Source organism: Streptosporangium sp. NPDC002721, from assembly GCF_042888905.1.
GTDB lineage: Bacteria > Actinomycetota > Actinomycetes > Streptosporangiales > Streptosporangiaceae > Streptosporangium.
In genome coordinates, this window is sequence record NZ_JBIAQI010000044.1 from 1 (window position 1) to 12957 (window position 12957).

7 protein-coding genes are annotated in these 12957 nt (G+C 74.5%); 3 read left to right on the forward strand and 4 right to left on the reverse strand.

Annotation, left to right across the window (positions count from 1 at the left end; genetic code table 11):
• Window positions 1–69: 69 nt before the first annotated feature.
• Both ACFYWM_RS40760 and ACFYWM_RS40765 read right to left on the reverse strand, forming a co-directional pair.
• Window positions 70–648: a helix-turn-helix domain-containing protein gene (locus tag ACFYWM_RS40760; protein WP_389925950.1), complete on the reverse strand. Its 579-nt coding sequence runs from the start codon at window positions 646–648 to the stop codon at window positions 70–72.
• A 185-nt stretch (window positions 649–833) separates the two neighbouring features.
• Window positions 834–2309 carry an LCP family protein gene (locus tag ACFYWM_RS40765; protein WP_389925953.1) on the reverse strand — a complete coding sequence of 492 codons (1476 nt, stop codon included), beginning with the start codon at window positions 2307–2309 and terminating at the stop codon, window positions 834–836.
• A 265-nt stretch (window positions 2310–2574) separates the two neighbouring features.
• On the opposite strand from ACFYWM_RS40765, the gene ACFYWM_RS40770 reads away from it, so the two are divergent.
• A complete protein-coding gene (locus ACFYWM_RS40770) occupies window positions 2575–3513 on the forward strand; it encodes an alpha/beta hydrolase (protein WP_389925956.1) in 939 nt (312 codons plus the stop codon).
• A gap of 63 nt (window positions 3514–3576) precedes the next feature.
• On the opposite strand, the gene ACFYWM_RS40775 is transcribed toward ACFYWM_RS40770, so the two are convergent.
• Window positions 3577–5094 carry an alpha/beta hydrolase family protein gene (locus ACFYWM_RS40775; RefSeq protein WP_389925958.1) on the reverse strand — a complete coding sequence of 506 codons (1518 nt, stop codon included), beginning with the start codon at window positions 5092–5094 and terminating at the stop codon, window positions 3577–3579.
• A gap of 142 nt (window positions 5095–5236) precedes the next feature.
• Here ACFYWM_RS40775 and ACFYWM_RS40780 point away from each other — a divergent pair, with 142 nt between their 5' ends.
• Together ACFYWM_RS40780 and ACFYWM_RS40785 are read left to right on the forward strand one after the other, a co-directional pair.
• Window positions 5237–6364 carry an exonuclease SbcCD subunit D gene (locus ACFYWM_RS40780; RefSeq protein ID WP_389925961.1) on the forward strand — a complete coding sequence of 376 codons (1128 nt, stop codon included), beginning with the start codon at window positions 5237–5239 and terminating at the stop codon, window positions 6362–6364.
• On the forward strand, window positions 6365–10585 hold the full coding sequence (locus ACFYWM_RS40785) for an AAA family ATPase (RefSeq protein ID WP_389925963.1): 4221 nt from the start codon (window positions 6365–6367) through the stop codon (window positions 10583–10585). It begins immediately after the preceding gene.
• A 251-nt stretch (window positions 10586–10836) separates the two neighbouring features.
• On the opposite strand, the gene ACFYWM_RS40790 is transcribed toward ACFYWM_RS40785, so the two are convergent.
• Window positions 10837–12927: a BTAD domain-containing putative transcriptional regulator gene (locus tag ACFYWM_RS40790; RefSeq protein ID WP_389925965.1), complete on the reverse strand. Its 2091-nt coding sequence runs from the start codon at window positions 12925–12927 to the stop codon at window positions 10837–10839.
• Between the last annotated feature and the right edge of the window lie 30 nt (window positions 12928–12957).

The window sequence follows — 12957 nt, forward strand, 5'->3', positions numbered from 1 at the left end:
CGCTCCAGCCGGGGGCGGGGTCGAAGGTCCGGGGAAGGACGGGGCCCAGTTCGTCGGCGGCCACGACCGTCACTCCCGGCGGCGGGCAGGTGTAGAGGGCAACAACGCGGGTTCTTTCGGGGTGAAATCCGGGTCGTGGCTGGTGGCCCAGGAGCGGGTGCGGCGCCAGCGCACTCCCTCGGCCAGCAGGATCCGCCGCACCTGCGAGCGCGCCACCACAATGCCCAACTCGTGGACGGCCTGGGTCAGGGTGTCCAGCGTCCAAGCCCCTGGCCCGGTCCCATCAGCCGCGGCCGGCTCACCGGTCGCCTGATCGCGCACCGGCCGGCCCGGCGGCGAGGTACGGGCCAGCGCGATGATCTGCGAGCGCTCGGCTTCGCTGATCCGCCGTTTGCGGCCGACACCAGGGCGATCTCCCAGCCCGTCCAGGCCCTGATCGTTAAAGCGCGCCAGTCGGTAGCGCACCGTCTTCTCCACACACCCCAGCTCGCGGGCGATCTGCGGTACCCGCAGCCGCTCCCAGCTCAACGCGATGATCTGAGCTCTACGGATCCAGTCGGCCGGAGCGTGCCGGGCACCGGCCAGTTTGCGGATCTTGCGTTCCTCGATCGCATCCTTCGGCGCTCGCGCGAACAAGAGCTTCGGCACTGCCTCACCGCCCATCAAGACCTACTGGGCCCTGATAGTACGTCTAATCTTGCCGCCCAAAAAGGAACAAAGCGTTAGCGGGGACCGTTCGGCACCCTCGCCGATCCGGTCGCGACGGTACGGGGGACACCGGCCGCCGAGGCCGCTCTGAGGCCACTGGGATCGCAGGGGGTGCGCCCCGGGGGTCAGCCGCAGCCGTCCGTGATGCCCTTGGGAGCGGCGGGGTCCGGCGTCCGGGGGCTCGCGGTGGTCTTGGGGGTCGTCTTGGGGGTGGCCTTCGGCGTGGCACCGGGGGCCGCGGTGGCGGTGAGGGGGCGCCGGGTGAGGGACGAGGCACGCAGGGCCTTGGCGGTGACCGTGCGGATCTTGGCCCAGTCGGGGTAGCCGGTGTTGATCAGCGGTGGGACGAACTGGACGCTGGTCACCTTCGCGTTCTTGACCTTCACCGCCAGCGGGACCAGGTGCTCCAGCATCGGGCGCGGGATGTCGGTCCGCAGCAGTTCCTTGGTGGCCAGCGCGACCTGGTTGAACCGCGACAGCACGGTCGCCGGGTCCGACTGGGACAGCAGGGCGCCCAGCACGCAGCGCTGGCGTCCCATCCGGGTGTAGTCGTCGCTGTTGGTGCGCGAGCGGGCGAACCACATCGCGTCGGCGCCGCGCAGCTTGCGGGTCCCCGCCTTGACCAGGCCCTCGTTGTACTTGCCGAAGACCACGTCCTGGGGAACCGTCAGCGTCACGCCCCCGATCGCGTCGATCAGCCGGGCGAAGCCCCACATGTTGACCAGGGCGTACCAGTCGATCTTCAGGCCCAGCGTGTAGCCGACCGTGTCGATGAGCGTCTTGGTGCCCTGGTTCTTGCGGCCCCCGAAGATCTCCGGGTGCGAGTCGGCGTACTCCCAGACCGCGAAGAGCAGGTCCTCGCGCGAGCCGTCGGGGTTGGCCGGGAGCCGGAACCCGTTGGGGAAGCGTTTCGCCATGGGGGAGCCCGGGACGAAGCGGACGTTCTCCAGGTTGCGCGGCAGGCTCAGCAGCACGGTGTTGCCGGTCTTGACGTCCACGCTGGCCACGTTGATGCTGTCGGTCCGCACGCCCACCCGGTGGGTGTCGGCGTCGCCGCCGAGCAGCAGGATGTTCACCCGGGAGTGGCCCGCCCACGGGTCCTCCTCGCCGTCGCCCCCGACGGTCGCGGGCCGCGGGGTGGACGGGGCGCTGAAGATGTCGTCCACCGCCGACTGCGAGACCGCCACGTACTGCCCGACCAGGCCGAACGGCAGGAGCGAGGCCACCGCGAGCGTTCCCGCCACGCCTCCGGCGACCGCCTGCTTCACGCTGGGCAGCGTGCCGGGGTTCATCACCACGAACGAGTGCACGACCAGCGCGAACCAGGCGGCGCCGAGCGCGAGGGAGACCCCCACCGTGAGGCTGGTCAGCCCGGAGGAGGCGACCAGTTGCCCGGCGAGGCCGGCGAGGAGGCCGGAGAGGTCGGAGGAGGTGAGCACGACCCAGAGCAGGGCCAGCAGCAGCGCCGTGTACGTGCACAGGATCGCCAGCCCCGTCCTGCGCCATCCGGCGCGCAGGTGCGCGGCGCCCGGGACGATGGCGGCCAGTGCCGTCCAGCCGATGACCGCACCGACGCCGGGCGGCTTTGATCTGTCCCGCAACTGCTCCCCGTTTCCTCGCGCTTGACCGGCCGCAGGGAGATGGTAGGGGGGCGAAACCGGGTCGCGGGCGACAAGTTGGTGAACAACTCGGGAAGCTAATACGCCTATATCGCGTCATTTCTACAGCAATAGGAATCGATCATGGTTTCCACTGGGATCGAATCGCGGCGTCGTCACCGGCTCGCCTCTCGTGGGGTCGTCGCGATCCTTCCGGGGTGTGGACCCTCTGATAAGCGGACAATCCGTACGAACTACCCTGGCCGTCATGCCCGACGTTCTCGGCCCCGACTACGAGCTCACGGTCCTGCCGATGGCCGATGACGACGAGGGCCCGGTGGTGGCCTCGCTGGTACGGCGACGGGCCACCGCGCCCGCCCGCGGTGCGGTGCTCTACGTGCACGGCTTCACCGACTACTTCTTCCAGACCCACCTCGCCGACCACTTCGTGGCCAGGGGCTTCGACTTCTACGGGCTCGACCTGCGCAAGTACGGCCGCTCGCTGCTGCCGCACCAGACCCGCGGGTTCGTGCGCAGCGTCACCGAGTACTTCCCGGAGATCGACGAGGCGGTACGGGTCATCCGCGAGCGCGACGGGCACGAGCACGTCGTCCTCAACGCCCACTCCACCGGTGGCCTGATCGCCCCGCTCTGGGCCGACCGGGTCCGGGGCCGGGGGCTGGTCCAGGCGCTGGTGCTCAACAGCCCCTTCCTCGACCTCAACGTCCCCGCCCCCGTACGGGTCGCCGCCGACCTGCTGAGGCGGCCGCTGTACAGGCTGCCCGCCCGCGCCGTCCTGCCCATGGTGACCGCCACCGCGTACGGCACGAGCCTGCACCGCAGCCACCACGGCGAGTGGGACTTCGACCTGGAGTGGAAGCCGATCGGCGGGTTCGCGGTGCACGCGGCCTGGGTGGGGGCGATCCGCCGGGCACAGCGCAGGCTGCACGACGGCCTCCGGGTGGACGTGCCGGTGCTGGTGCTGTGCGCCGAGAGGGGCCTGCGGCTGCGCGCCTTCATGCCCGAGGCCCGGGAGGCGGACGTCGTGCTCGACCCCGGGCGGATCGCCCGCTGGTCGACGAGCATCGGCGCGCACGTGACGTGCGTACGGGTACCGGGCGGCATGCACGACCTGGTGTTGTCCCCCGAGCCGGTCCGCGAGCGCGTCTTCGCCGAGATGGACCGCTGGCTCGACAGCTGCCCGTGACGCTCGCACTCGCCGGGCCGCTTCGATGGCGCGGTCCGCGAAGGGCCGCCCCGGCGGTGAGCCCTACCAGGGGAACGAGAACAGGCCGTAGTAGGCCGCGGCCACCAGCAGCAGGCCGGTGCTGCCCAGCACCCCGGCGATCGCGAAGCTCTGCGGCCGGGAGGGCTCCCACCCTTCCCGCAGTCCCGACACGACGGCCGCCACGCCCGTGACCTCCTGCAGCAGCATCAGCAGCGCCAGGATCCTGATGACCAGCCATCCGGCGAGCACCGCGGGCCACGCCCCGGCCTGGTTGACCGAGAACAGCACGAGCAGCGTGATGAACGCCACCACCGACAGGAGCAGCCCGACCCCGGTCCACGCCATCCGGCGGAACCGCCGCCGGATCGGTGGCCAGACCAGGGCGCCGGCCTCCGCGGCCGTCGCCCGCCCGCGCAGCCGCGCGGCCATCTCCGCCACCGGCCCGACCACGTAGCCGACCACGGCCAGGCAGAGCGTCAGGCCGATCACCGTACCCCCGGCGTACCAGGGAGCGGCGGGGACGTCGCTCGCCTCCAGCCGCTGGACCGGCGTGGCCCCGGCGATGTGCACCGACGGCGTGGCCGTGCCCGGCAGGCCGAGCACCCAGTTGGCCAGCGTCCGCAGGTAGTCGGGGACGAGGGGGCCGCCGTGGAAGCGCATGCCGTGGTCGGCGCGGTCGAGGTAGCGGATCGTGTAGAAGTCGTTACCGCCCTCGGTGAGCGCGCCGGTCAGCGCCTTGCTGCTCTCCACGAACGGGATCGAGGGATCGCGCGTGCCGTACAGCGCCAGGACCGGCTGGCGCATCTCGCGCAGCGCGGGCAGGCCGTCGTAGCGCAGGAAGTCGGCGTCCACGGCGCCGATCGCGCGGATGAGCAGCTCGCGCACCCCGCTGGGCGCGTACAGCCGCTGCAGCTGCTCGCCCAGCGCCCACGTCACCTGCCGCATGGGGGAGACGTTGGGGGCCGACACCAGCACGGTGAACCCGACGGCGGTGCTCTCGTTCGCGGCGAGGGGCACCACCCAGCTGCCCTCGCTCACCCCCCAGAGCCCCACCCTGGCCGGGTCGACGTCGTCGCGCGAGCGCAGCTCGTTCACGACGCGCAGGGCGTCGCGGGCGAGGAGGCCGAAGTCGCGCTTGAAGAAGTCGTAGCCCACGGTCCGCTTGTCGTAGACGAGGGTGACGATCCCGGTCCTGGCCAGCCACTCGGCCTGGGTCGTGAACTCGCCCCGCACCCCGGGACCCGCCCCCTGGACGAAGACCAGCGCCGGGTGCCGCCCCGGGGCCACCGGCGCGCGGATCGTCGCCCCCAGCGGCGTGCCGTCCTCGGCCGTGACGGTGATGTTCCGCGTGGTGATCTGATTGTTCGAGGCGACGTACCGGAGCTCGGACGGCGGCTGGGGGGGAAGGGTCTGGAAGACCGGATCGGCGTGCAGAGGGGTCGGGTCGAACGGCGGCGGCAGGGTGTATCCCACCGTCGCGAGAACCACCAGGATCAGGCCGGAGGCGACACTCAGGACACCGCGGCCCACCTGGACACCGACGCGATCCCCGATGGTCACTCGCCTCCGTGGTCGTCGTTGGTCCGGTATCGTTCCCTACGATCTTCAAGCGTACTCACCGGCGGAAGCCCCGAACAGTGTGGGGGATCCGCGTGACGCGAGTGGCCACATTTGTCGCTGAGTCCTGTTAGCTTCGTGCGACATGCGGGTGCTGCACACATCGGACTGGCACCTGGGCCGCTCGTTCCACCGGGAGAGTCTCCTGGCCGCCCAGGGCGTCTTCGTCGACCACCTGATCGAGACGGTCAGGTCGGAGCGGATCGACGTGGTCGCGGTCTCCGGTGACGTCTACGACCGGGCGCTGCCCTCGGTCGACGCCGTCGACCTGTGCAACCAGGCGCTGCGCCGCCTGGTCGACGCCAGGGTGCGCACCGTGCTGATCAGCGGCAACCACGACTCGGCCCGCCGCCTCGGCTTCGGCGCCGACCTCATCGACGCGGCGGGCGTCCACCTGCGCACCGACCCCGAGCGGGTCGGCGAGCCGGTCGTCGTCGGCGACGTCGCCTTCTACGGCATCCCCTACCTGGAGCCCGAGCTGGTACGCGTCCCCTGGCAGCTGCCCGAGCGCACCCACACCGCCGCGATCGAGCACGCCATGTCCCTGGTCCGCGCGGACCTCGGGCGGCGCGGTCCCCGGTCGGTGGTCCTGGCCCACGCGTTCGTGACCGGGGGACAGGGCAGCGACAGCGAGCGCGACATCAGCGTGGGGGGCGTCGCGCACGTCCCGGTTCGCGCCTTCGACGGCGTCGACTACGTGGCGCTCGGCCACCTGCACGGCCGCCAGCGGATGAGCGAGACCGCCCGCTACTCCGGCTCCCCGATCGCCTACTCCTTCTCCGAGGCCGGCCAGACGAAGGGCTCCTGGGTGGTCGACATCGGCCCCGGCGGGTACGAACGCGCCGAGTTCGTCGAGGCCCCGGTGCCCCGGCCGGTCAGCCGCCTCACCGGCCGCATCGACGACCTGCTGGCCGCACCCGAGCACACCCGCCTGGAAGACCACTGGCTCCAGGTGACGCTCGTCGACCGGATCCGGCCCAAGGGCGCGATGGAGCGGCTCCGGTCCCGCTTCCCGCACACGCTCGCCCTGTCCTTCGAGCCCGAGGGCGGGGTCCACGAGACCGTGACCCGCGCCAGGGCGGCCGGGCGCCCCGAGATCGACGTCGCCCTCGACTTCGTCCGCGAGGTGCGCGGCGAGGCCGCCGACCCCGACGAGACCCGGCTGCTGCGGGAGGCCGTGGAGTTCTCCCGCATGAAGGAGGCGAAGGCGTAGATGCGCCCGCACCGTCTGTGGATCACCGCCTTCGGTTCCTTCCCCGGTGAGGAGCAGGTCGACTTCGACGCCCTCGCCGAGGCGGGGCTGTTCCTGATCCACGGCCCCACCGGCGCGGGCAAGACCACCGTGCTCGACGCGCTCTGCTACGCCCTGTACGGCAGGGTGCCCGGCAGGCGCGACAGCGCCAAGAGCCTGCGCTGCGACCACGCGCCCCCGGGCCGGGGGCCCAGCGTGGCGCTGGAGGTCACGGTCAGGGGCCGCCGGTTGAAGATCACCCGGTCACCGGCCTGGCAGCGCCCCAAGCTCAGGGGCACCGGCACGACCAGGGAGAACGAGAAGGCCCTGCTCCAGGAGCTCACCCCCTCCGGCGAGTGGGTGGGGCTGACGACCAGGGTCGACGAGGCAGGGGAGTTCGTCGGCACCCTGCTCGGCATGAACGCCGAGCAGTTCCTCCAGGTGGCGATGCTGCCCCAGGGAGACTTCGCCAAGTTCCTGCGCGCCGACGGCGAGGATCGCCGCAGGGTCCTGGAACGCCTGTTCTCGGTGAAGATCTACGCCGCCGCCGAGTCCTGGCTCGCCGAGCAGCGCACCGAGGCGTACCGCGAGCAGCAGACCCTCCGCAAGGAGGTCGACTTCGCCGTCAAGCGCCTGGAGGAGGCCGCGGGGCCCGCCCTCCTGACCGCGCCGGCCGATCCCCCCGGGTCGCGGACCTCCACGGATCTCCTGGGGTCGGTGGAGTCGGTGGAGTCCGTTCTGTCCCCGGAGGACGACCCGCTGGGGTGGGCTCGCGCCCTTGAGGAGCTCGCGCGCCTGGAGGCCACGCGGCTGGGCGGCCAGGGAGCCGAGGGCGAGGCCGCCGTACGACGGGCGCGCGAGAGCCTGGAACGCGGTGCCGCGCTGGCCGACCGGCGACGGCGCCACGCGGAGGCGCTGACCAGGAGCCGGGCGCTGGAGGAGACGGCCGAGGAACGGGCCGACCTGGAGGCCGTACTGGAGGAGGCGGCGGCCGCCGACCGGGTGCTGCCGCTGATCCAGGGCGCCGAGCAGCGCGCCGAGGCCGCGTCCAAGGCCCACCACCTGGCCGCCGACGCCGTCGCCCGCGCCCTCCCCCTTCTCCCCGTCCGGTGGAACGCCACCGGCGACCCCACCGGCACCGCTCGCGGCAGTGGCGGTGGCAGTGGCACTGACGGTGGCGGTACGGCGGGCGCGGCCCACGGCGGCGACGCTCGTGACCACGCGGATGACGACGCCCACGGCGACGCTCGTGACCGTGTGGGTGGCGGCGCTTACGACGATGCTCGCGATCGTGTGGGTGGTGGCGCTTACGACGATATCCGTGGCCGCGCGTCCGGTGGTGGCGCCGATGACGACGCCCGCGACCCCACGGACGCCGGCGCGGACCGTCGTCACGCCGTGCTCGGCCACCTGGTCGCGCTGGAGCGCGACCGCCGGAGCGAGATCACCCGCCTGGGCGAGCTGCGCGCGGAGGAGTCGCGCCTGGCCGGGATCGTCCGGGAGCGGGAGAGGACCGCTCGCGAGATCGTCGAGCTGGCCGCCGCGCAGGCCGAGGCCGACGCCCGCCTGGAGGTCCTGCCCGGTCTGCGCCGGGAGCTGGACGAGCGTCTCACCGCCGCCCGCCTGGACGCCGCCCGCGTCCCCGCCGCCGAGTCGGCGGTGGAGGGCGCCGCCACCCGCCTCCGGGCGGCCGAGCACCGCGACCGCCTCGCCGCCGACCTGTCCGCCGCCCGCGCCGCCCTCGCCGCCGGCCTGTCCGCCCTGCCTCCGGAGGTCCGTGAGGACCTGGCAGCCCTGTCCCCGGAGATCCGCGAGGGGCTGGACCCCGAGGAGATCCGCGAACCCCTCGACCTCGATGGGCTCCGCGAGATCCCCGGACCCGACGGGCTCCGCGAGACCCCCCGCCCCCGCCCCGAGGAGATCCGCGAGATCCTCACCGCCAGGGAGAGGGAGTGCGGGCGGGAGCTGGCCGGGCTGGAGGGGCTGCGGGTCGAGGAGGACCGGCTGGCCGAGCTCGACGGGCTGATCGCCGCGCTCGACGCCGAGCTCCCCGAGGTGGTCCGGGAGGAGGCCGAGGTCCGCGAGACCCTGGAAGGGCTGCCCGCCGCGTCGGCGGAGGCTTCCGCCCGGCTGGCCGAGGCCAGGGCCGCGGCGGCGGGCATCCCCGCCGCGCGGTCGAGTGCCGAGACCGCCACCGCGGTGCTCGCCGCGGCACGGCGCCGCGAGATACTCCGCGCCGAGCTGGAGTCCGCGCGCGCCGCGCAGACCGAGGCCGTCGACCTCGCCCAGACGCTCCGCGACCGGCACCTGGACATCCGGCGGTCCAGGATCGACGGCATGGCCGCCGAGCTCGCCGCCAAGCTCGCTCCCGGCCACCCCTGCGTGGTCTGCGGATCACCTGACCACCCCGCCCCCGCCGCACCGGCCGACCGGGCGCCCACCGCCGACGACGAGCGCGCCGCCCAGGGCGCCTACGAGACGGCCCTGGAACGACGCCAGACCGCGGGAAACACCGTCACGGCACTGCTCTCCCGCCTCGACGAGGCCCTCGCCGTCGCGGGAGAGGTGACCGGGGAGGAGGCGGGGCAGGCCCTGGCGGAGGCTGGCCGGAGACTGGAGACGCTGACCTCCGCCGCGAGCGCCGAGGACGACCTCGCCGCCGAGCTGGAGCGGATCGCCGCCGAGCTGGACGGCGCGAGGAACCGGGCCGCGGAGATCGCCCGGCGGCTCGCCGAGGGCCACGCCCGCCGTACGGGCTGGCAGGCCGAGCGCGAGCGCCTCACCGCCCGCCTGGACGCCGCCCGGGGTGCCGACCCCACGGTGCGGGCCCGCCGCGACCGCCTGGCCCGGGAGGCCGCGCACCTGTCCTCCGCGCTCGCCGCCGCGACCCGCGCCATCGAGATCGCCGCGGCCCACCGCGAGGCGAGCGACAGGACCGACCTGGCCGTACGGGACGCCGCGGGCGAGCTCAGCGGGGCCGAGCGGGCACTGGCCGCGCTCCGCGAGTCGGCGGGGGCCGAGCCGGTGCTGGCGGCCGAGGCCGGGCGGGTCGCCGCCGAGTCCGAGCGGCTCGGGGAGCGTTCGCGAGAGCTCGCCGTCGGGCTCGCCTCCCGCCGTACGGACGCGGAAAGGCTCGGCGCCGACGCAGAGCGGCTGGCCGGGCGTCTCGACGAGGCACGCGGCCAGGACCCGACGCTGGCCGCGAGGCTGGAGCGGCTGGCCGACGAGGCGGAGCTGCTGCGCGAGGCCGTCGAGGCGGTCAGGGACGAGCGGGTCACCGCCACCGAACTCGTGACGGCCCGCGACCGGGCGCTGGGCGCCGTGGCCGAGGCGGGCTTCCTCGGGCTCGACGACGCCCGCGCCGCCGTCCGCTCTCCCGCCGAACGGGAGGAGAAGTCCGCCCGGCTCCGCGAGCTCGCCCAGGAGGGCGCCGCGGTCGCCGCGATGCTCGCCGACCCCGAGCTGGTCGCCGCCGCGGCCGAGCCCGAACCCGACCTCGCGGGGCTGCGCGACGCGCGCGACGCGGCCGACGCCGCCCACGCCCGCCTGCTGTCCGAACGTGACCGGAGCGAGGCCCGCCTGGCCCGGCTGGCCGCGCTCCGCACCGAGCTCGCCACCTGCCTGCGACGCTGGGAGCCCGCCGCCGAGCGGCACCGGCTGACCGAAGGGCTCGCCGCCCTGACCGGCGGAAACTCCACCGACAACCGGTGGAAGATGCGGCTGTCGTCCTACGTGCTCGGCGAGCGTCTCAGCCAGGTGGTCGAGTCGGCCAACGAGCGGCTCGACCACATGTCGGGCGGGCGTTACCTCCTGGAGCACAACCGCGACCGCTCCGCCGGAGACCGGAGCAGGTCCGGCGGCGGGCTCGGCCTGCACATCCTGGACAGCTGGACCGGCGTGGGCCGCGACCCGGCGACCCTCTCCGGCGGCGAGAGCTTCATCACCTCGCTGGCCCTCGCCCTCGGCCTGGCCGACGTGGTCAGCGCCGAGGCCGGGGGAGTGGACATCGGCACGCTCTTCGTCGACGAGGGCTTCGGCACCCTGGACGAGGACACCCTCGACGGGGTGCTCGACATCCTCGACGGCCTGCGCGACGGCGGCCGGGCGGTCGGCATCGTCAGCCACGTCGCCGAGCTGCGCACCCGGGTGCCCGCGCAGCTGCACATCCGCAAGGAGCGCCGGGGTTCGACCGTCCGCCAGTGACCCGCCCGCCGTCGCCCGGGGCGATCCGCTGACCGGCTCCGCTTCTCCTCCGGCCGCTTCTCCTCGGGCCGGTGGCTCTTCCGGCCGGTGGCGAAGCGTCGGGCCAGGGTGACGTGGTGGCGGAACGGTGCGAAGCCGGCGCGGCCGTGCATCCGGCGCGTGACGCGTCCGGTCCTCGTGCTGCGGCCCTTCGACCTCGTCGGAATCGCCGGGCGTCCGATGAACCTCCCGTCGGACGCCGTTGACGGCTCTCATCCCCGGCGGGGACGGGGGCGGGTCGCGGTGCCGTGGCGGGCGAGGGCTTCGGCGAGGTCGTCGAGGTGCCGGGAGACCGGTCCCAGGGTGAGCAGGCCGCTGCCCGCCCCGGCCAGCTCGGCCGCCGCGGGAGCGAGCTCGCCGTGCGCGCGTTCCATCGTCTCCCGGTCGCCGACGGCGATCGCGGCCCGCCCGGCGAGGCACCACAGGGCCTCGAACAGCAGGTCGCGGGGCGGGTCGGGGACCTCGCGCAGCGCCGCGGCGGCCTCGGCGGGGCGATCCCGGGCCAGCAGGACCAGGGAACGGGCCCACGGCTCGTAGGGGCCCCAGTCGACGCGCTCGTCGGTGGGGGCGGGCAACCCGTACCGCAGGCGCAGACACAGCAGCGCGAGCGGCGGCAGGCCGTGCTCCAGTCCGGGCATGCCGGCGCCGTCCAGCCTCGCGGCGGCGTCACGGTAGGCGGCCTCGACCTCGGCCAAGGATGCCGGCCCGGCTCCGGCCTCGGGTGCCCGCCCGGCTTCGGCCAAGGGGGCCCGCCCGGTCTCGGTGAGCCGCAGTGCCCGGTACCACCGGGTGAACACGCTCGCCAGTGGCCGCTCGTGGCGTTCGGCCAGCAGGTCCGCGGCGGCCGCGTGCCGGTCGGCCTCGGTGAAGTCGGCGAGCGCGGCACGGGCCTGGAGGCGGATGAGATGCCCGAGTATCTGGAAGGCCACCAGGCCGTGCCGGGTGGACAGGGCGACCAGCTCGGCGCCGATCTCGTCCCGGCGCGGAGCCAGGCCCGCGCGGTGGAAGGTCTGCATGAACACGCCGTTGAGAGCGAACGCCAGCAGCGCGGGGTCGTCCAGGCGGCGGGCGATCTCCTCGGCCTCGCGGGCGGCCCGGGGCCCGCGCGCCGAACGGATGCCACGCGACTCCACGGCGATCGTGGCCAGCAGGCCGGCCCGCGCCGCCTCGTGCGCGCCGGGCGGGATGTCCGCCAGGGTGCGTTCGGCCGCCGCGACGACGCGCGCCGCCTGCTCGGGGTCGTCCGAACGGGTCCAGATCGCCGGGACGTCGTAGGTGCCGATCACCCGGGCCGTCAGTTCCGCGTCGCCCAGCTCCTCGGCGGCGGCGATGGCCTCCAGGCGGTGCCGGCAGGCGGCCTCCAGGCCGGCGCCCCCGGTCATCGCGAGGCTGCGCAGCAGGCCCACCGTCGACTCCAGCCGGGCCCGGGCACCGGAGGTCACGGCGCGGTCGTAGACGGCGGCGGTCTGCGCCCACACCCGGGCCGCCGCCCCGCCGGGGCCGGGGGCGAGGTCGAGATGGCCGGCCTGGTGGAGGATGTCGGCCTCCAGGCGACGGAGGGGCGGGCCCGGATCCACCCCCAGCTGCCGGACCAGCGTCGTTCGTGCCCGGCGCAGCACGGCGAGCGCGTCGCCCTGGCGGCCGGTGCGGTACAGCGCGAGCGCCAGCAGCCGCCAGGCGTCCTCGCGCCAGGGGTGCTCGGCCACGTGAGCGTCCAGGTCCGGCACCGCCTCGGCGGCCAGGCCGAGGGCGAGCCGGAGCTCGGCCCGGCGCTCGACGGCGTGCAGCCGGAGCTCGGCCAGACGGGAGCGTTCCGTACGGGCCCAGGTCTGGTCGGCGAACTCGGCGTAGGCGGGCCCGCGCCACCACCCCAGCGCCTCGGCCAGCAGGGTGAGCCCGTCCCGGGGAGGCAGCGTCGCGGCGGCCGAGACCGCCCGTTCGAAGCGCCAGGCGTCCACCTCGTCCGGCTCCGCACGCAGCGCGTACCCCGGCCCCTCGGTGACCAGCAGCCGGGGCGGGGTCCGGGGCGGGCGCCCGGGTTCCAGCGCGCGGCGCAGCGCGGCGACGAAGGTCCGTACCGCGCTCACGGCGCCGGGGGGCGGATCGTCCCACAGGTCCTCGACCAGGCCGGTGATCGGGACGACGCGGCGGCGGGCGACGATCAGCCGGGCCAGCACCTCGCGATGCCGCGGCCCCCTGAGGAAGATCGCACCTCCGGCAGCGCTCCCGGCAGCGTCCCCAGCGATGTCCCAGGCAGCGTTCCAGGCCGTCACCGGCCCCAGCACCCCGAACACGACCCGCACCCCTCGACCGTCCTTTCCCGGGGCGTCATT